13 protein-coding genes are annotated in these 21,067 nt (G+C 61.5%); 3 read left to right on the forward strand and 10 right to left on the reverse strand.

What is annotated here, in order from left to right; all coding sequences use genetic code 11:
• Positions 1-62 precede the first annotated feature (62 nt).
• The 7 genes from QMK47_RS16740 to QMK47_RS16770 form a co-directional block, all read right to left on the reverse strand.
• A complete protein-coding gene (locus QMK47_RS16740) occupies positions 63-188 on the reverse strand; it encodes a hypothetical protein (protein ID WP_003180680.1) in 126 nt (41 codons plus the stop codon).
• Positions 189-362: 174 nt separating this feature from the next.
• On the reverse strand, positions 363-542 hold the full coding sequence (locus QMK47_RS16745; protein ID WP_018611529.1) for a hypothetical protein: 180 nt from the start codon (positions 540-542) through the stop codon (positions 363-365).
• A gap of 156 nt (positions 543-698) precedes the next feature.
• Positions 699-1,874 (reverse strand): lactonase family protein, encoded by a 1,176-nt coding sequence (locus QMK47_RS16750; protein WP_320388797.1) that lies wholly within the window; start codon positions 1,872-1,874, stop codon positions 699-701.
• Positions 1,861-2,157 carry a DUF5629 family protein gene (locus tag QMK47_RS16755; RefSeq protein ID WP_214512724.1) on the reverse strand — a complete coding sequence of 99 codons (297 nt, stop codon included), beginning with the start codon at positions 2,155-2,157 and terminating at the stop codon, positions 1,861-1,863. The genes QMK47_RS16750 and QMK47_RS16755 overlap by 14 nt, the downstream gene beginning before the upstream one ends.
• Positions 2,158-2,395: 238 nt before the next feature.
• Positions 2,396-3,976, reverse strand: coding sequence for an aldehyde dehydrogenase (NADP(+)) (locus QMK47_RS16760; RefSeq protein WP_320388799.1), 1,581 nt, complete (start codon positions 3,974-3,976; stop codon positions 2,396-2,398).
• Between the two features lie 12 nt (positions 3,977-3,988).
• Entirely contained in the window at positions 3,989-4,981 is a 993-nt protein-coding gene (araD1, locus tag QMK47_RS16765) for an AraD1 family protein (protein WP_258688344.1), read from the reverse strand.
• A 150-nt stretch (positions 4,982-5,131) separates the two neighbouring features.
• A complete protein-coding gene (locus tag QMK47_RS16770) occupies positions 5,132-6,454 on the reverse strand; it encodes an MFS transporter (RefSeq protein WP_320388801.1) in 1,323 nt (440 codons plus the stop codon).
• 193 nt (positions 6,455-6,647) lie between these two features.
• On the opposite strand from QMK47_RS16770, the gene QMK47_RS16775 reads away from it, so the two are divergent.
• The 3 genes from QMK47_RS16775 to QMK47_RS16785 all read left to right on the forward strand — a co-directional run bounded on the left by QMK47_RS16775 (position 6,648) and on the right by QMK47_RS16785 (position 14,251).
• Entirely contained in the window at positions 6,648-8,384 is a 1,737-nt protein-coding gene (locus tag QMK47_RS16775; protein ID WP_024619882.1) for an IlvD/Edd family dehydratase, read from the forward strand.
• Positions 8,385-8,623: 239 nt separating this feature from the next.
• Entirely contained in the window at positions 8,624-9,343 is a 720-nt protein-coding gene (locus QMK47_RS16780; RefSeq protein WP_003202686.1) for a FadR/GntR family transcriptional regulator, read from the forward strand.
• A gap of 237 nt (positions 9,344-9,580) precedes the next feature.
• Positions 9,581-14,251 carry a dermonecrotic toxin domain-containing protein gene (locus tag QMK47_RS16785; RefSeq protein ID WP_320388802.1) on the forward strand — a complete coding sequence of 1,557 codons (4,671 nt, stop codon included), beginning with the start codon at positions 9,581-9,583 and terminating at the stop codon, positions 14,249-14,251.
• Positions 14,252-14,558: 307 nt separating this feature from the next.
• Here QMK47_RS16785 and QMK47_RS16790 read toward each other — a convergent pair whose 3' ends face one another.
• The 3 genes from QMK47_RS16790 to pepN all read right to left on the reverse strand — a co-directional run bounded on the left by QMK47_RS16790 (position 14,559) and on the right by pepN (position 21,058).
• On the reverse strand, positions 14,559-16,934 hold the full coding sequence (locus tag QMK47_RS16790) for an efflux RND transporter permease subunit (RefSeq protein WP_214512729.1): 2,376 nt from the start codon (positions 16,932-16,934) through the stop codon (positions 14,559-14,561).
• A 43-nt stretch (positions 16,935-16,977) separates the two neighbouring features.
• Positions 16,978-18,030, reverse strand: coding sequence for a WD40/YVTN/BNR-like repeat-containing protein (locus QMK47_RS16795; RefSeq protein ID WP_258688357.1), 1,053 nt, complete (start codon positions 18,028-18,030; stop codon positions 16,978-16,980).
• 370 nt (positions 18,031-18,400) lie between these two features.
• Positions 18,401-21,058 (reverse strand): aminopeptidase N, encoded by a 2,658-nt coding sequence (gene pepN / locus QMK47_RS16800; protein WP_214512731.1) that lies wholly within the window; start codon positions 21,056-21,058, stop codon positions 18,401-18,403.
• Between the last annotated feature and the right edge of the window lie 9 nt (positions 21,059-21,067).

Raw genomic sequence — 21,067 nt, forward strand, 5'->3', positions numbered from 1 at the left:
GGGAGCAAGCTCCCTCGCCACAAAGGCAATCATGCCACCCCACTGTTGAGCGCACGACTCAATCAGTCACTCAACAAACTCAATAATCGCTCACGCGCCACTTCCAACTCGCCGGAATCCGGCTGGGCCGCGGAGACAATCGGGGTGGAATAGAGAAACAGCAGCATCACTGCCAGACGCATCGCCATGGTGTCGATCCTTATCGGCAAAGGAGTCAATTTGTCAGCGTCAAATTTAAACACATGGCCAAGTGATATTACAGCAGGATTTCTCTGGAAACGGCGAAGCCTGCGATCTTTTCTCTTGCACCTGAAGGTCAGTGAAGATGAAAAGATCGCAGGCTTCGGTCGTTGCGCGATATTTCAGTGTTGGGTCTTGTGGTCCAACGCCGCATAGAAGTTGGCGCTTTGTTGCAGGTATTTCTCGGTGTAGCTCTGGGTGCGATTTTTCTTGTCGCTGATCTCAATGCTGGCACTGGCGGGCAGCGCCACGGTGGCAGAGATGGCGGAAGCGGCGATCACGGAGAAGAGATTCAGATTCATGGCGGTAGACCTCGGATTCAGTTGGCTGACTTGCCCGGTTGGGCCGTGAAGCAAACTTACGCGCCGAGGCGTCCTGCGTTGAAATGCTTTGCATCACTTGCGAATATCAGTCTCGTTGATACAACCGCGCAGGCCCCGAAAAACGGGGCCTGCGGTCTATTGACGGACGATGAACTTCAAATCGCTGGGCGCATCCATCGGCATTTTCTGCACGGTTTTACCCAGCAGGCCGGTCTTCGGATCGCGCTCGAGCACCACGATCTGGTTGCTCTTCTGGTTGGCAATCAGCAGGAATTTCCCGCTCGGGTCGAGGCTGAATTCCCGTGGATGATCGCCTTCGACCGAGCGCCGCTGCAGCTCTTTGAGCGTGCCAGCGGCCGGGTCGATGGCGAACACCAGCACTTCGTTGGTGGTGCCACGGTTGCTGACGTAGAGGAACTTGCCATCCCGGGACGCGTGTAGCGCAGCCGCCGCCCTGCCCGGTTGTGGCTTGCCGGCGGCCAGGTCGACCAGTTGGCGCTGGGTCAATCGACCGTCCTGATAGTCGAACACCGCCACTTGCGCGCTCATTTCCATGGTCAGCCAGGCATGCTTGCCGTCAGCGCTGAACAGCAGGTGACGCGGGCCGCTGCCGGGTGGCAACTGCACGAAGGCTGGGTCGGCAGCGGTCAACGGCAGCTCTGGATTGGCCTTGGGGTCGTAGCGGTAGATGAACACCTTGTCCGCCCCCAGGTCGTTGGCGAACACGTACTTGCCATCGGGCGACGGCACTGCGGCGTGCACATGGGCCGACATCTGCCGCTCGGGGTTGACCTTGCTCGGCTGATGACTGCTCAACTGCACCACCGGTGCCAGCTTGCCATCGGCGCCCACCGGCAATACCGCCAGGGTGCCGCCCGGGTCTTCCACCACCGAGTAGTTACTGACCAGCAAATGCCGGCCATCACCGCTGAGGCTGGAATGGGTCGGCTCGTTGCCCAGGGACTGCACCTGATTGATCAGGCTCAGTTCATGGGTCTTCGGGTCAATGGCGTAGCTGCTGACCTTGCCCACCGGGTCTTTCTGGCCCGGCCCGTTTTCGTTGACCACGAACAGCCGGGTCATGTCCTTGGAAAGGGTCAGCCACGACGGGTTGTCTGTCTTGATCACTTGCAACGGGTTGGCATCGAGCTGGCCGGTACGACTGTCGAACTGCAACCGGTAGATGCCCTGGCTCTGCCCGGCGGTGTAGGAACCCACCAGCAGTTGATGGCGTTCATCGGTGCCTGCCTGGACGCCCATGGCGCCCAGGCTGCCAGCCATCAGCAACGGCCAGAGACTACGCATTTTCATCTTCGTCGTCCTCATCGTCGTGGCCGCTGGTAGCCTCCACGCACTCCAAGTGGTGGTCGCCCGAATCGCTGGTGATGATCCAGTGGTTCAGGGTTTTGTCGAATATCGCGGCCTGCATCTGCGCTGGCGTGAAGCGCCAGTGCTCGAGGGTGCGGCCGTTCATGCACTCGACGTGCAACTGGTCCTGCTCGTCGAGAGAAAAATCGAACGCGTGCAGCCCATCGATAATCAGCATGTCGCAGGATTCGAGGGCGTGCAGCAGGGTGTCGGTTACGGCAGTCATGGCGATCAGTCGTTCATTGGGAAAGTCGTCATGATAACCCAATGTGGGCGTGGGCCTTGGGCCATAAGGTTCGAAAGCGGTTTCGATGGGAAGATCGCCATCGCGAGCAAGCTCGCTCCCACAGTTGGATTTCCAGCGAACACAAATTTTGTATTCACCAAAGCCCCCCTGTGGGAGCGAGCTTGCTCGCGATGAGGCCAGCACATTCAACTTGAATATAACGGCCTCACCGCAACCCTCAGAGCGCCTCGCGCCCCGGCACGCCATCCACCAACCGCAGGATCCCCAGCGGGTTGGCGTTCTTCAGCGGCTCGGGCAACAGGTTGTCCGGGTAGTTCTGGAAGCACACCGGACGCAGGAAACGATCGATCGCAAGGGTGCCCACCGACGTACCACGGGCATCGGACGTCGCCGGGTAAGGCCCGCCGTGCACCATCGAATCACACACCTCCACCCCGGTCGGATAACCGTTGAGCAGGATGCGGCCGACCTTCTGCTCCAGCAGCGGCGTCAGTTCGCTGAACCGTTCGAAGTCCGCCGGCTCGCCGATCATCGTTGCCGTCAGTTGACCATGCAGGCCGTTCAACGCGGCAGTCAGTTGCGCCTGGTCCGCGACTTCGACAAACACCGTGGTCGGGCCGAACACTTCTTCCTGCAGCGCCTCGTCACCGTTGATCAGCAGGCTGGCGTCAGCCTTGAACAACTGCGGCTGGGCCTGGTTGCCCTGCTGCTCGCGCCCGGCCAAATGCTCGATGCCCGGGTGAGCCAGCAACTTCTGCAGGCCCTTGCCGTAGCTTTGCAGCGTGCCGGCGTTGAGCATGGTCTGGGGCGCCTGGTCGCCGATCAGCGCGGCTACCTGCTGGGTGAAGGCGGTGAACTGCGGCGAACGAATGCCGATCACCAGGCCAGGGTTGGTACAGAACTGACCGCAGCCCTGCACCACCGAGGCGGTCAGGTCACGCGCGACGCTCTCGGCGCGGGTCTCCAGCGCTTGCGGCAAGACGATTACCGGGTTGATGCTCGACATCTCGGCGAACACCGGGATCGGCTGCGGCCGTGCGGCGGCCATGTCGCACAGGGCGCGCCCGCCCTTGAGGGAGCCGGTGAAACCCACGGCCTGGATCGCCGGATGCTTGACCAGCCATTCGCCAACGCCACCACCGTAGATCATGTTGAACACACCCGCCGGCATCGAGGTCTTTTCAGCCGCGCGGATGATCGCATCGGCCACGTGCTCGGCGGTCGCCATGTGGCCACTGTGGGCCTTGAACACCACCGGGCAACCGGCCGCCAGGGCCGACGCCGTGTCGCCCCCGGCGGTGGAAAATGCCAGGGGGAAGTTACTGGCGCCAAACACCGCCACTGGCCCAAGGCCAATGCGGTATTGACGCAGGTCCGGACGGGGCAACGGCGTGCGCTCAGGCAACGCTCGGTCGATGCGCGCACCGTAGAAATCACCCCGGCGCAGGACCTTGGCAAACAGACGCATCTGGCCGCTGGTGCGACCGCGCTCGCCCTGGATCCGTGCCGCCGGCAACGCGGTTTCACGGCAGACCACGGCCACGAACGCATCGCCCAAGGCGTCCAGCTCATCGGCAATGGCCTCGAGGAACTCGGCCCGGCGCACCGCACTCAGGCTGCGGTAGGCAGGATAAGCCGCCGCGGCAGCCTTGGCGGCGGCGTCGACTTCTTCGGCCGTGGCCTGGACGAAGTCATGGGGCAAGGCTTCGCCGGTGCTGGCGTCGACGCTCTGCAGGCGAGTCTGGCCGGCTGCGCTGCGCGCCCCGCCGATGTAGTTGTGGCCAAGGATCTGGTTCATCGCAAGTCTCCTTTAAAGTGTGCCGATAGTACCCGGGTTGAACACCGCGTCCACCGGGGCAATGCCGTTGACCAGCGGCGCGCCGAATTCAGCCTGGCTGATTTCGAACACATCCCCCGGCTGCGTGCGGATGCCATCGGCGAAGGACAGGGTCGCGGTGCCGAAGAAGTGAACGTGGACATCCCCTGGGCGCAGGAACTGACTGTACTTGAAATGGTGGAATTCCAGGTTTTCGAGGCTGTGGCACATGTTCGCCTCGCCGCTGAGGAATTCGTTCTGCCACAGCACTTCGCCGTTGCGCAGGATACGACTGGTCCCGGACAGATGTTGAGGCAGCTCACCCACGCGAAGTTCCGGGCCAAAACTGCAACTGCGCAATTTCGAATGGGCCAGGTACAGGTAATTCTTGCGCTCCATCACATGGTCGGAAAACTCGTTGCCCACGGCAAAGCCCAGGCGATAAGGCTTGCCGTCGTGGCCGATGACGTACAGGCCGCTGATTTCCGGCTCTTCGCCAGCGTCTTCGGCAAAGGGCGGCAGCGGGAACGGATGGCCCGGGCGGACCACAATGCTGCCGTCGCCCTTGTAGAACCATTCCGGCTGCACACCAGCCTGCCCGGCCTGGGGCTTGCCGCCCTCCACGCCCCACTTGAAGATGCGCATGGTGTCGGTCATGGCCGCTTCGTCACCGGCCTGCTGGTGCATCTTGTCCCGGGCCGAGGCGCTGCCCAGGTGGGTCAGGCCGGTGCCGCTGACCAACAGGTGCGCCGGGTCCGGGTGGTCCAGCGGCGGCAGGATGCGCAGATCACCGAGCAACCGGGCGTAGTCATGGCTCGCCCCCAGGCCCAGGCTATTGACCTGTTGCTCAAGCTTCACGCCCGCTTCGATAGCCGCCAGCGCCAGGTCGCGCACGGTGCGAGCGCCCTGCACTTCGCGCACCTGATCGCCCTCGACTACACCGACGCGGCGTTCGCCGTTTGGCAATTCGAACTGAACTAAACGCATATCTTTCTCCTTGCAAACATAACTTAAATACAACGCCGGTCCCTTGTGGGAGCGAGCTTGCTCGCGATAGCGGCCTTACATTTACCCATGATGTCGACTGTCAGACCGCCATCGCGAGCAAGCTCGCTCCCACAGTTGATTGCAGTGACCTCAGGTACGCGTCGCCCCGCGGGCGCTGGCCGCGAACTGGTCCGCTGGCAGCACATGCTTGCGCTCCAGCAGGCGATAGACCACGCCGGTCAACACCAGGCCGAACACCATCACACACGACAGGAAATACAGCCCCGAGGCCAGGTTGCCGGTGTACTCCTTTAGCGCACCGATCACGAACGGGCCGATGTAGCCGCCCAGGTTGCCCACCGAGTTGATCAACGCAATGCCCGCCGCCGCACTGGCGCCGGCAAAGAAACGCCCCGGCAAGGTCCAGAACACCGCCGTGCAGGAAAACAGCGCGAACGCCACCAGGCACAGCGCCGCCAATTGCAACACCGGCACCGAAAACCAGGCGCTGAGGAACAGGCCGATGGCGCCCAGCACGTACAACACGGCCAGGTGACCGTAGCGGTCGTTCAAGCGGTCGGAGCTGCGGGGAATGATCAGCAAACCGATGATGCCGAAGATGTACGGCACCGACGACACGAAACCAGTCACCAGGTCGCTACCGCCAAACTGCTTGATCAGCGTCGGCAACCACAGGCCCAGGCCGTAGATGCTCAAGGTCACCGGCAGGTAGAACAGCGCCAGCAGCAAGACACGCTTGTCCTTGAGGGCATGCAGCGGATTGCCGTGGCGGGTCTGGCCGTATTCCTGCAGGTCTTTTTTCAATTCACCGGTCAGCCAGTCCTTCTCGGCCTGGTCCATCCATTTCACTTGTTGCGGGCCGTCCGGCAAGTAACGCAACACCGGCCAGGTCAACAGCACCGCCGGCAGGCCGATGACGATGAACAGCCACTGCCAGCCGTGCAGGCCAAGGATGCCGTCCATGCCCAGCAAGCCACCGGACACGGGGCCGGTGATCATCATCGCGATGGGCTGGGAAAGAATGAACAGGCCCAGGATCTTGCCGCGATGGCGCACCGGGAACCACTGAGTGATGTAGTACAGCACGCCCGGGAAGAACCCGGCTTCGGCCGCGCCCAGCAAAAAGCGCATCACATAGAAGCTATGCGGGCCTTGTACGAACGCCATGCCGATGGTGATGGCGCCCCAGGTGATCATGATCCGGGCGAACCAGCGCCGGGCACCGAAGCGTTCCAGCATCAGGTTGCTGGGGATCTCCAGCAGGAAATAACCGATGAAAAACAGCCCTGCACCCAGGCCGTAGGCGGCGTCGCCGATGCCCAGGTCGGCACCCATGTGCAGCTTGGCAAAGCCCACCGCAGAGCGGTCCACGTAGGCGATCAGGTACAGCAGGATCAGGAAGGGAATCAGTTTCAGCGTAATGCGACGAATAAGCCGCAATTCCTGGCTCATGGGACCGGTCTCCGATTGTTGTTGTTATGGAACCTCGGGGGATTTCTCTCGCGAATGACCGCCAGGACAATCCCTCCATTGAATCGGACTATATAGTAATACTATTTACCCAACAACACTTCCAAACCGCACAAATTGCGCTTATGTTACGCTTCAGCTAGAACAATATAGTCATACAATAAGAGAATCGATCATGTCTGATAAAAAACCCTCCCTGCGCTCGGCCCAATGGTTTGGCACCGCCGACAAGAACGGCTTCATGTACCGCAGCTGGATGAAAAATCAGGGCATCGCCGACCATCAGTTCCATGGCAAGCCGATCATCGGCATCTGCAACACCTGGTCGGAGCTGACGCCGTGCAACGCGCACTTCCGGCAGATCGCCGAACACGTCAAGCGCGGTGTGATCGAGGCCGGGGGCTTCCCGGTGGAATTCCCGGTGTTCTCCAACGGCGAATCGAACCTGCGCCCCACCGCCATGCTGACCCGCAACCTGGCGAGCATGGACGTGGAAGAGGCGATTCGCGGCAACCCGATTGACGGCGTGGTGCTGCTCACCGGTTGCGACAAGACCACCCCAGCCCTGCTGATGGGCGCCGCCAGTTGTGACGTACCGGCCATCGTCGTCACCGGCGGGCCGATGCTCAACGGTAAGCACAAAGGCCAGGACATTGGCTCCGGCACGGTGGTCTGGCAATTGAGCGAACAGGTCAAGGCCGGCACCATCACCATCGACGATTTCCTCGCGGCCGAGGGCGGCATGTCCCGCTCGGCCGGCACCTGCAACACCATGGGCACCGCCTCGACCATGGCCTGCATGGCAGAAGCCCTCGGTACGTCCCTGCCCCACAACGCGGCGATTCCAGCCGTGGACGCACGGCGTTATGTGCTGGCCCATATGTCCGGCATGCGCGCCGTGGAAATGGTCCGTGAAGACCTGAAACTGTCGAAGATCCTGACCAAGGAAGCTTTCGAAAACGCCATCCGCGTCAATGCGGCCATCGGCGGTTCGACCAACGCGGTGATCCACCTCAAGGCCATCGCCGGGCGCATTGGCGTGCAACTGGACCTGGACGACTGGACCCGCATCGGTCGCGGCATGCCGACCATCGTCGACCTGCAGCCATCCGGACGCTTCTTGATGGAAGAGTTCTACTACGCCGGCGGCCTGCCCGCCGTGCTGCGTCGCCTCGGCGAAGCCAACCTGATTCCCCATCCGAACGCCTTGACCGTCAACGGCAAGAGCCTCGGCGAGAACACCAAGGACGCACCGATCTACGGCCAGGACGAAGTCATCCGTACCCTGGACAACCCGATCCGCGCCGACGGCGGTATCTGTGTGCTGCGCGGTAACCTGGCGCCACTGGGCGCGGTACTCAAGCCGTCCGCCGCCACCGCCGAACTGATGCAGCATCGCGGTCGCGCGGTAGTGTTCGAGAACTTCGACGAGTACAAGGCACGGATCAACGACCCGGAACTGGACGTGGACGCCAACTCGATCCTGGTGATGAAAAACTGCGGGCCGAAGGGTTATCCAGGCATGGCCGAAGTCGGCAACATGGGCTTGCCCGCCAAGCTGTTGGCCCAGGGCGTGACGGACATGGTGCGGATTTCCGACGCACGCATGAGCGGCACCGCCTACGGCACGGTGGTGCTGCACGTGGCACCGGAAGCCGCCGCCGGCGGACCTCTGGCAGCGGTGAAGGAAGGCGACTGGATCGAACTCGATTGCGCCAGCGGCCGCCTGCATCTGGACATCCCGGACGCAGAACTCGCCGCGCGCCTGGCCGACCTGCCGCCACCGCAGAACCTGTTGGTGGGCGGTTATCGCCAGTTGTACATCGAGCACGTGCTGCAAGCGGACCAGGGCTGCGACTTCGACTTCCTGGTCGGCTGCCGCGGCGCCGAGGTGCCACGCCACTCCCACTGATCCCAAGTCTCCCCCTGTAGGTGAAAGCTTTTGTGGGAGCTGAGCTTGCTCGCGATAGCGGTGTAACAGACAACAGAGATGTTGACTGGAAGGGCCTCATCGCGAGCAAGCTCAGCGCCCACAAAAGCTCACTCCCACAATGGGTCTGTATCTAAATCAAAAATCGCACTAGCGACCCGCCATCGCCGCGCCTGCTATCATGCGCAGCACTCCCCTCGCACAGGATCGCGCCGCGCCCCATGGATTACCGTAAACCTTCCGACCGCAAAAGCATGCACGCGCGCATCGTCCAGGAACTGGGCATGCAGATCGTTTCCGGGCGCTTCAAGCCGGACGACAAACTGCCCGCTGAAGCCTTGTTGTGCGAAGAGTACGCGGTCAGCCGTCCGGTGCTGCGTGAAGCCACGCGGGTGCTGGTCGCCAAGGGTCTTGTGTATTCGCGACCGCGCGTGGGCACGGTGGTCAAGGCCCGGCGGGAGTGGCACATGCTCGATCCGGATGTGCTGCATTGGCTGATGCAGAGCAGCCCGCAGAATGAGTTCTTCAACCTGCTGACCAGCGTGCGCAGCATCATCGAGCCGGCCGCCGCCGCCCTCGCCGCACAGTTCGCCAACGAGGACGACATCGCGTCCATCCGCGAGGCCTACCAGCGCATGGAAGCGGCACCGACCCCCGAGGCCGTGCTGCAACCGGACCTGGACTTCCACAGCCGCATCGCCGACGCTACCCACAACGACCTGCTCGCCAACCTCTGCAACATGTTGTCGGTGGCCATCGCCGAGGCGCTCAAGCATTCCAACCAGCGGCCCAACCTGCATGAACTGGCGATGCCGCGCCACAAGGCGATCCTCACCGCCATCGAGAACCGCGACGCCCTCGGCGCCCGCCATGCCACGCTGGTGCAACTTGACGATGCCCGCAGCGCGCTGAATGTGGTGCTGGGCAACGATCCCGCCTGACATCCCCTGTAGGAGCTGCCGAGTGCAACGAGGCTGCGATCTTTCCCCAGGCACTTGAGTCCCAAGCGAAAGATCAAGATCAAGATCAAGATCAAAAGATCGCAGCCTTCGGCAGCTCCTACCCACACCCCGCACGCGTACGGGTGGTATCTATATACCGCCCGCAGAGGAAGGAAATCCCGACACTTGACTCTCGCCGTCATCCCGACGGCCATGAGTTCAGGAAAAGGACTTCTTATGACCTCGCCCACACCGGCCGACACCTCCTCTGCGCTTGCACAAAACGTCAGCCAGCAATTCGCCAGCCGCCCGACCTTCGAGCAGGTCGCGCAACAAATGCTTGAACAAGCCATCACGGCAAAATACCCCTCGCTGACCATCGACCTCTCCAAGACCCAATTGGCAACGCCGAATGCAGCCGCCCGCGCCTGGAACTTCCAACCCTTCATGCCCCTCGTGCTCGACTACCTGGCCCTCGACACACCCATGGATTTCAGTTCACGGGGTCATCTTGACTGTTATCTTTCCGACTCGGTCCCACACCGCCTCTGGTCAGGCGATGAAAAGTTGGACATGCAGGTCATCAAAAAGCTGTTGCTTGAACTGCCCTGGACCCTACCGATCGGGCTGGAGGATGCGCTGACCCGCTATTGGAACACCGACATCAGCACCCACGCCCAAACCGACACCCATACCAGCCGCTGGCAATGGCTCAGCGACACCCTCAAAAACCTGCTGCATATCCGTGGGCTGCAACAGCCAGGCCTCACGGAACCAGCACGCGAGACCCTGGACCAGATCGTCCGTTGGCCGGACCGTGAGCAACGCTTCAGCCGCAATACGCCCGCCGTCTACGCCTACAGCCTGGAAAGCACCCTCACCCAGGGCACCTCCAGCACCGTACTGCCCAGCAACGAGATCCTCCTGCTTCATTACACACGCTACGGGCTCATCATTCTGCTTTGCAGCCCCGGCAGCGCCGTGCAGTCCTTCGCTTCGATGGACGCCTTCAATCGCCATTGGGGCGAACGGATCGCCAGCCGCTACATTGTCGACACCGTCACCTGCCAACGCTACGAGATCGGCGGCAATGCCTTCGACACCCAGGCCGCCCTGATATTGGAGCAGCAATTGGCCGACCTGAAGGCGGTGCAATTGCCCTCCCGAATTGGCCTGCAAGACCTCAAGACGCTCTACAACGAGTTAAGCGACCCGGCCCGCTATCTGCGCGACGCGCCACGCCTCACGCCTGAAACATCAACACGACTCGAGCCGCTACTGCCCGAATGGTTGAAACAGGCGTCCCTGGCCGATCAAACAAGGTTCCAGCGCTACAGCCTGGCGCTGGCCAGTGCCAAGAAACGCGATCAAGGACGAACCTCTCTCAGTGATCTCAAGACTTTTACGGCTGACGCTTTACTCACGCTGATGAGCAAAACCAATGACAGCAGCCCGGCCAAGGCTCCCCCCAGCCAGTTCCAACCCGACGATGTGACGCTGGTTTTCACCGTCTCCGCGGGGTATCCGGGGACCGTAGGCATCAGTGAGAAAAGAACGATGAGCCTGACTCGACTGGCCATCGACAACCTCGTCGCACGGCCCAGCGGACACCTGAAGCTCAGTCATCGCCTGGGCCTGGCATTGCCCGCATGGCTGACGCCAGACTTTATTAGTCGTAAAGGCGGCTTGATCGAACAGGTAGACATCGGTGCGGCCTACCCTCGCTACCTGCAAGAGGAACTGTTGAGCGACACGCCTCAAGCGCAGGAATATCAGCGGATGTTTGCCGAACAGATCCTGGCGCAGCTACCGCTGGAAGCGCTACAAAACATGCTGAATAACGAAAACGGCATGACCCGCCAAGGGTTGCGCCTGATCGAGGCGGTCCTGCAGCCCGACGCCGATGATCGACAAATCGACGGTCGTGAGGTAGTCATCCGACACCTGGCCTTCCTACGCAAGCCCGAGGCCCGGCCCGACGTCGTCGGCAACATGTTCATTGTCGAAATGCAGGACGTCAAAACCGGCCCGCACCTTTTGTATCGCCCTTTGTATGCGCCCGCGCTGCTGGAGTTTCCGACACGCCAGGCCCTGTTGCAGGCCGTCGTCACTGCCGGGGACCTGCAAAACAGCATCCTGACCTGGATGCCCGATGCCGCGCGCCAGGTGTATGCCAATGGTGGCTTCCTGGAGCCGCACATCGTGCATTTTATCCAGGGCGACGAATTCAGCGCCCCTGAAAAACCCGCTCCGGCCACACTCGCCATCGACGGTGTCAGCGACGAACTGCTGCAATACCTGCACAACGGCGAACTGCTGCAGTACCTCTATGGCTGCAACGCCCGAGCCTTGATCGCCCAGGCCGACCGCAACTCGGTCTCCAACAGCGAAAGCCGCTGGGCGGTATTTCTTGAGGGCGGCAGCCTGTTGTTCAATACGCTGTTGTTTCCCTTGTTGCGTGGCCCGGCCATGGCCAGCGTCTGGCTGTGGAGCCTGATGGCCAGCGCCAGCCAGGATATCCCGGCGCTGATCAGTGAAGATCCGACGACGCGGGAACTGGCCGCCGTCGACTTGCTGGTCAACCTGGCCATGCTGGTGAGCCAGTTTCCCTCCGTCCGTGCGCCTGCTCGCGCCTCCTTGCCGGTAGCAGTCGAGCACCAGGCAATGCGTGCTCCCGCACCGCGCATGGTTGCCCAGCGGTGGCCCGCGCCAGACTTACCGAGCATTCTGGAGGGCTCCGTGGCCTTGCCAGGCGAACAATCCAGCAGCTCGCTGGACTTCAGTTTCAGCAGCCCTCGCCGCCACCTGACGCAGGAACAACGTACCCGCATACGGCGCATGCAGGTGACGCGTCCAACTGCTTTGCCTGAGCCGATTGGAAATGGTCCTTTCAAAGGCCTGTACGTGATTGGCAACAAATGGCACGCGTTGATGCAGGACGGCCTGTATCGAGTCAACCCGGACCCGGACGGCACCACGATTGTCGACCCGCTCGACCCGACACAGACCGGGCCTGCGCTGCAATCTGACCTGGACGGCAACTGGTCCCTGGATCTGCGCTTGCGCCTGCGTGGAGGTGCACCGCCCAAGCGCCTGGCTGACCAGCGTCGCCTCAATGTCCAGAAAGCTGTCGAGCTGACCGCTGAAATAAACGATTACCTCGCCCGGGAAAACGAACAGCAACGATCCCTGGAGATTGCCCAACAAGTGATGACCCGGCTCGAGGAAGGAAGCGCCTTTACCGAGGAGCAGCGCGCACCCAAACGAAAGGTGTTTTATGACCTGCTCAACGAGCAGACCGACATCTATTTGAAACTGCTGGACAGCGTGCCCGAGCGCGCAAGGCTGGGCATTGGCTTGCCTTCTGCAAGCGTCCGCGGGCTGATGGAGAATGTCGTCAACAATGCCCGCAAGGCCTTCCTGATGGTAGAAATAGATCAACGGGCCCTCAATACCGCTCACCCGCAGTTTTTCGGAACGTTTGTGGAAGAAGACGTGGTTCGCGACATGCCGGGCTACGTGGTGTTCCTCGAAGCCATGAACGACATCAATGATCGCGCCATCCATTGGCTGCAACTCAAGGATGAGTACCTGGAGAAGCTATTGAACCTGGATTCGGTGGGGGCCCAAGCGTTCGACCGCCTGACCCGCGGCCGTCCGCAGAATGAAAGGAATGTCATAGGCACCAAGGCCCTGCAGTTGGCCGCCCTGCCGATACTGGCCATCAAAAACCCGGAAACCGACTTGCCCGATAGCCTGTATCGCATCGTCAAGCCATTGGCCGAGCAAGTACGTTCCCACGCTGACCTGCAACTGTACGACCTGAGCGCCTCTGAGCAGCTTGAGGTACTGACCAGCCTGACCGAGCATTATGGCGAAGCCCTCGACGCCTTGCAGGGCATGAAAACCCTTTATGCCGACGATATCAACGACGTCTATTTCGAGAAGCTGACCACGCTGCTTGACAGCCTGTACCAGGATGCGTCCGGCAAACTGGCGGCAGAAGTCAAACCCGAACCGACACCGCGCAAGCGCGCGCCCAAACGTCCCAAAGCACCTTCCGGAAGCCCACAGAAAAAGGTGATCAAGACCCGAAAAAGTGGCGTTCTGATTGGTGACCTGAAACCTGCCGGCACCTCCTTGCCGATTGAAGTCGTCGAGTTGCGCTCCCAAGTCGACGATCAGGTGCTGGCCACCTATTCGCGTCACGACGACGTCTGGGACGTTGTCGACGTACACCGACCGGCTCGAGCCCCCAGGACCCGATCGGTCAACGCGATCAAGGGCGATGCGCGAACACTGCTGGAGGAGTTGGAAAAACGTCTTCGCCGCGCTGAAAGCTATAAAAAGCGTTGCCGTCATCCTCAGGAAATCGAAGAGATCATGAACAATGAGGCCAGTCGCTTCCGCGCGATCTCGGAAGAACTCGACAGGGCCTTCTCAGCATCACAAACACCACGCACGCCGGCCGATCAAGCGCTGGGCAGGCAGTTGACCGAGGCCATTTCCAGACTGACGTCCAGGGGCAGCGCCCTGCGTGTCGAATTGAGCCTGCACCTGCCGCCCACCGACGGCAACCTCCAGTACCTGTTCGAAAAGAACCTGATACAAGTCGCGCGACTGAGTGAGCGCAAAGCGTTGAAAGGAGCCCGCAAGGACTTCCTCCAGGAATATGCCATCAACAACCGTGACGGCTTCCCCCTCTGGTACGCGCATTTTCACTACGAAAAAATCGATACGCCGAAAGCCAACTACAGCGTCGCCCACCTGAAAACCAAGGCACAACGCCGGGAAGACTATCACTCGCTGCTCGCCAAGGCGGATAGCCCCTACGCGGTGGTGAATGTGCATCGAGGGAACATCGGCAAGCTCATGGCGCAGAGCAAGTTCTTGCCGTTGGCGCCCTGATGACAACGCAAGCGTAAGGGTTGTGATGCCGCTCACCCAAGGCGGGGTCATTCATTGTGGCGAGGGAGCATGCTCCCGCTCGGTTGCGCAGCGACCGCCCAAGGGGCCTGCTTCGCAGTCCAGCGGGAGCAAGCTCCCTCGCCACAGAGGCTGTGTTTGGACTGGAATGATCAGAGTCTGAGCGGCAAAAAAAACCTGTGGGAGCGAGCTTGCTCGCGATCGCGCACTGACATTCAACACCTTCATTGACTGTCACACCGCTATCGCGAGCAAGCTCGCTCCCACATTGGGCAGGTTCTACCGTCGATCAATGAGCAAACAACGAATTGCCCTTCTGCCCCGCCAGTTTCTCAGGCTTGATCAGGAACCGCGCCAGCGCCGGCAGCAGCCACAACGCGCCGAACATGTTCCACAGCAACATGAACGTCAGCATCAACCCCATGTCCGCCTGGAACTTGATGGCCGAGAAGATCCAGGTGCACACACCGATCGCCAGGCACAAACCGGTGAACAGCACCGCCTTGCCGGTGGATTTCAGTGTCTGGTAGTAAGCCTCCTGCAACGGCAACCCGGCCCGCAGGAAACTTTCCAGGCGACTGTAGATGTAGATACCGTAGTCCACGCCGATGCCCACGCCCAGTGCCACCACCGGCAAGGTCGCGACCTTCACGCCAATGCCCATGAATGCCATCAGGGCGTTGCCCAGCACCGAGGTCAGCACCAGCGGCAGCACGATGCACAACGTCGCCGCCCAGGAACGGAAGGTGATCATGCACATGGTCGCCACGCAGATGTACACCAGGATCAGGATGGTCAGTTCCGACGCCTTGATCACTTCGTTGGTGGCCGCTTCGATGCCCGCGTTACCGGCGGCAAGGATGAACTCCAGGCCGTCGCGGTTGTTTTCCTTGGCGAAGTCCTGCACCGCCTTCACCGCGCGGTCCAACGTCTCGGCCTTGTGGTCGTTGAGGAACACCAGCACCGGCGCCAGGGAGCAACTGTTGTTGTACAGGCCATCGGCCCGGGCAATGGAGTTGTTCAGCACGTCAGGGTTGCGCGACAGGGTCTCCCATTTCAGGTTCCCCTCGTTCATGCCCTTGATCATTTGCTTGGACACGGTCACCAGGGAAATCGCCGACTGCACGCCCTCGGTGTTCTGCATCTTCCACATCAGCTCATCGATCGGGGCCATGGCCTCATAGCGCGAGCAGCCTTCGGCCTTGGTCTTGACCATCACCACCAGTACATCGGAGCTGGTGGAGTAATTGCTGATGATGAAGTTGTTGTCCTGGTTGTAGCGCGAGTCCGGACGCAGTTCCGGCGCCCCCTGGTCCAGGTCGCCGATCTTCAGGTTCTGGCTGTACCAGAGGCCACCGCCAAAAGCGATCACCGCCAGGGCAATGGACACCGGCGCGACCTTGGCGCTGGCGAAGTTCGACAGCATGCGCCAGAACGGATGTTCGCGGGTCGCGTCCTTCTTGCTGCGTTCGACCGCACGCTTGCTGATGCCGGCGTAGGAGATCGCCACCGGCAGCAGGATCAGGTTGGTGAACACGATCACCGCCACGCCGATGGAGGCGCCAATGGCCAGTTCGCGGATCACGCCGATGTCGATGATCAGCAAGGTGATGAAGCCCACGGCGTCCGCCAGGATCGCGATCATCCCCGGCAGGAACAACTGCCGGAAGGTGCGCCGCGCCGCTGTCAGGGCGTTGTCCGCCTCGCTGGACTGCAAGGCGATGCCGTTGATTTTCTGCACCCCATGGGAAATGCCGATGGCGAAGATCAGGAACGGCACCAGCATCGAGTACGGATCCAGGCCGAAACCAGCCGCATGCATCAGTCCCAGTTGCCAGACCACGGCCACCAGGGTGGTGGTCAACACCGCAACGGTGCTGCGCATGCAGTTGGTGAACCAGTACAGCAGGATCAGGGTGATGACGAAGGCCACGCCGAAGAACAGCACCACCATGACCAGGCCGTCGATCAGGTCGCCGACTTTCTTGGCGAAACCGACGATATGGATCTGCACGTTGGGGTTCTGGGCTTCGAATTTGTTGCGAATCTTGTCTTCAAGCTCGTGGGAAAATTTCCGGTAGTCGAGGGCGAGCAATTTGCCCTGGTCCTGCGGGTCGGGATAGGACTCCAGCAGCGGGATGTCGATGATGCTCGATTTGAAATCGTTGGCCACCAGGCGCCCGACCTGGCCGGACTTGAGCACGTTGTTGCGCAGCAGGTCGAGGCTGTCGGCCGAACCGTTATAGCTCTGGGGAATCACCTCACCGCCGGCGAAGCCCTCCTCCGTTACTTCGGTCCAGCGCACGCTTGGGCTCCACAACGACTTGAGCCCGGAACGGTCGACGCCGGAAATGTAGAAGACCTCGTCGTGGATCTGGCGCAGGGTCTCCATGTATTCCTTGGAGAAGATGTCGCCGTTGGTGGCTTCCACGGAAATGCGCACCGTGTTGCCCAGGTTCGCCAGGTCGTTGCGGTGCTCGAGCATCTTCTGGATGAAGGGGTGCTCGAGGGGGATCATTTTTTCGAAACTGGTGGACGGCCGGATCAGCGTGGCCTGCCAGAACAGGAAAATGCTGACCAGCAGGCAAATGATGATCACTGCCGGGCGGTTGTTGAAAATCAGGCGCTCGAGGAACGTCGCCTTGTCTTGGTGATGACTGCTCATGGGGTCCGCCTTCTTGTTTTTGTGCCCGTCTTGCAGGCGTGACTCATTTGCTCAGTTCGGCGCCGGTGGACGTGGTGGCACGAACGCCGCCTTGCCCCGCCAGGATCAGGTTGCCGTTGCCTGCCGCCGTGACGGCTGCCACGGAAATTCGGTCCGGGCGGTTGAACACGCTGAAGGTCTCGCCGTCGTCGGTACTGCGCACGACGCTGCCGCCGTTGCCGACAATCACGATGGAGCCGTCCGCCAGCAGCGTAGCGCCTGACAGGCCGAACTCCAGGGCTCCGCGCGCGGCCTTGAGCTCGACCTGATCCCAAGTGCCGCCGAAGTCAGTGGAACGATAAAGGTTGCCGCGCAAGCCATAGGCCAGCAGCGTCGAAGGCTGGGCGGTGCCGATGACCCCGAACAGCGAGCCTTCATAAGGGCCTTCGACCTTTTCCCAGGTCTGGCCCCAGTCGGCGGAGCGGAACATGCTGCCAGCCTCGCCGACTATGAACAGCCCGGCATCTTTCACGGCGGCTATCGCATTGAGGTGGAACTGGTCTTCGTTTTCGAGGCGGTCGCTGGCGTCTTCCCAGTGCTTGCCGCCGTCGGTGGTTTCCAGCAGTGCGCCGTAGGCGCCCACGGCGAAACCGTTGCTGGCATCCTTGAACCAGACGTCCAGCAAGGGTGCTTCGCGGGTAAGGTCTTCGAATTGCTTGGTCCAGGTGCTGCCACCGTCATTGCTGGCGAGGATCTGCGCGTCGTGCCCCACGGCCCAGCCGTGTTTGTCATCGACGAAAAATACCGCCGTGAGCAGTTGACGAGTCGGCACCTTGGCCTGGGTCCAGGACGAGCCCTGGTCGTCCGAATAGACAATGTGCCCCCGATCACCGACCGCCACCAGGCGCTGGCCGGCGTGGACCACATCGAGCATCAGGGTTTTGCTGGCCTTGGCCGACTCGACGGAATAGATGACATCGGACGTCGACGCCGCAACAGCCATCACCGGTGCCGACAACAGCGCAGAGCCCAGCAGCGAGAGCGCCGAAGCCAGCAACGCAACTCTGCGCAGCATCGGCGGCCGGCTGCGGCCCGCAGCCATGACAGGCTCATTCATAGACCTTTCCCCCATTATTATTGTTATGGCTTGGTACGTTGCCAGTCCTGGAGCATAGCCCTGAAAGCTGCAATCTAGAGCCACTTCGCAAGCTGACCTATCCTATCGGGCTTTCGAAAGGTCTGACAATCGACGCCACGTTATCTTTTGTTAACCAGGGGGGGTGGCGCTGGGGGTGAATGGCGGGGTATTCGGTGGGGTGATAGCAAGGGGCTAGGCGGTGACGGGGCTGACGCTATCGCGAGCAAGCTCGCTCCCACAGTAGATCTTCAGCGAACACCTATTCTGTGATCAGCCTGGATCCCCTGTGGGAGCGAGCTTGCTCGCGATGAAGGCACCGCGGTCCGCCAGGCGGACCGCGGCATCAAGGTCATGCCAGGCTCTTGCTCACCACCTCGAACACATCGGCGGAAAGCGCGCCGGATGCCAGGATGCGCTCCAGCTCGGCTTTCATCAGCGCCTGGCGGGCGCTGTCGTATTTGCGCCAGCGAGTCAGCGGAGCCAGTTGCCGGGAGGCGATCTGCGGGTTGAAGCCATTGAGCTGGATGACCAGGTCCGCCAGGAAGCGATAACCCGAACCGTCGGCGGCGTGGAAGTTGATCAGGTTCTGCCCGGCAAACGCTCCCACCAGCGCCCGCACCTTGTTCGGGTTCTTGATATTGAACGCCGGGTGCTCCATCAATGCCTTGACCCGCGCCAGGCCACCCGGCAACGGGCTGCCGGCCTGGACGCTGAACCATTGGTCCATGACCAGTGGGTTGCCCTTGAAGTTTTCCGCAAACACTTCCAGGGCCTTGGCCTTCTCGGCTTCGAATGGCGAGTTGACCAGCACCGCCAGCGCGGTCAGGCGCTCGGTCATGTTGTCGGCGGTGTCGAACTGTTCCAGGGTCGCGCTCAGAACCTCAGGCTTGCCGGTGAGCATCAGGTACGACAGCGCGATGTTTTGCAACGCGCGACGGGCGAAATGCTCGGCCTCGGCCACGTAAGGGGTTTTCTTCGACAGGTCGCGGTTGGCTGCGTAACGCAGCCACAGGGCTTCAAACAGGTTCTCGGCCAACTGCTGACGGGCGAAGTCACGGGCGGCATGGATCGCCTCGACGTCAGCCACTTCGCTGATTTCCGTCAGGTAGGCTTCGCTTGGCAGCGAGAGCATTTCGGCGACCATGGCCTGGTCCAGGGACTCGTCCGACAGCACGCTGCGCAGCGCACTGACCAGGCGCGGATCCAGCGTCAGGCTGGCACCCTGCTGATGCTGGGCAATCAGCTCCTGCAACACCTGCACCGACAACTGCTGGCCGGCATCCCAGCGGTTGAAGCCGTCGCTGTCGTGCTGCATGAGGAACATCAACTGGTCGCGGTTGTACGGGAAGCTCAGCTTCACCGGCGCCGAGAAACCACGCAGCAACGAAGGCAGCGGCTGTTCAGCGACATCGACGAAAGTGAAGGTTTGCTCGGCTTCGGTCACCGAGATCACTCGGGACGTGCCGTCTGCCGCCGCTTCTGCGGCCAGGCGCAGAGGGATTTCAGCACCCTTGCTGTCCAGCAGGCCCAGCTCCACGGGAATCACGAACGGCAGCTTTTCCTGCTTGTCCGGGGTCGGCGGGCAACTCTGGCTGAAGGTCAGGCTGTAGGTCTTGGCGGCGGCGTCGTAAGACTCGCTCACCGCCAGCCGTGGTGTACCGGCCTGGCTGTACCAGCGCTTGAACTGGGCCAGGTCGACGCCGTTGGCATCTTCCATGGCCTTGATGAAGTCGTCGCAGGTCACGGCCTGGCCGTCATGGCGTTCGAAGTACAGGTCACTGCCCTTGCGGAAACCTTCAGGCCCCAGCAGGGTGTGGATCATGCCAACCACTTCCGAGCCCTTTTCGTACACGGTCAGGGTGTAGAAGTTGGAGATCTCGATAAAACTGTCCGGACGCACCGGGTGGGCCATGGGGCCGGCGTCTTCGGCGAACTGGTGGGTGCGCAGGTACGCCACGTCCTGGATGCGCTTGACCGTGGCGGAGTTCATGTCGGCCGAGAACCCGGCGTCGCGGAACACCGTGAAACCTTCCTTGAGCGACAGTTGGAACCAGTCGCGGCAGGTCACGCGGTTGCCCGACCAGTTATGGAAGTATTCGTGGGCCACGATCGCCTCGACCCGCTGGTGCGCGGCATCGGTGGCGGTTTCGGCGCGGGCCAGCACGGCGCTGGAGTTGAAGATATTGAGGCCCTTGTTCTCCATGGCGCCCATGTTGAAATCGTTGACCGCGACAATCATGAAGATGTCCAGGTCGTACTCGCGCCCGTATACCTCTTCGTCCCAGCGCATCGACTTCTTCAGGCTGGTCATGGCGTGCTGGCATTTGTCGATGTTTTCCGGCTCGACATAGATGCGCAGCGCTACGGTGCGCTCGCTCAGGGTGGTGAAGGTGTCTTCGACGCACCACAGGTCACCGGCCACCAGGGCAAACAGGTAGGCCGGCTTCTTGAACGGGTCTTCCCAGGTCGCCCAGTGCCGGCCGTCTTCGCCGGGGCCGCTGGCAATCGGGTTGCCGTTGGACAGCAGCACCGGATAGCTGTGCTGCTCGGCCACCACGGTGGTGGTGAACTTGCTCATCACATCCGGGCGGTCGAGGTAATAGGTGATCTTGCGGAAACCCTCGGCCTCGCACTGGGTGCAGAACATGCTGCCGGACTTGTACAAACCTTCCAGGGCGGTGTTGGTTTCCGGGTGGATCCGGACGGTGGTGTCGACCGTGAAGGCCTGGGCCTTGGGGTGCACGGTCAGGTGGCTGTCGTCCAATTGATAGTCGCCCTGCCCCAGGTCGGCGTCGTCGAGCTTGAGCGAGAGCAGTTCCAGGTGCTGGCCATCGAGCACCAGCGGCGGCAGCCCGGCACCGCGCTCGGGGTTGCGGCGCATCACCAGTTGCGCATGGACCAGGCTGTGGTCCTCGAACAACTCGAAGGTCAGGTGTGTCTCATCGATCAGGTACTCGGGCGCCTGATAGTCCTTCAGGTAAATCATCTTCGGTTGTTCGGTGCGCATGGGTCGAAT

The sequence above is a fragment of the Pseudomonas sp. P9_35 genome (assembly GCF_034008205.1).
GTDB lineage: Bacteria > Pseudomonadota > Gammaproteobacteria > Pseudomonadales > Pseudomonadaceae > Aquipseudomonas > Aquipseudomonas kilonensis.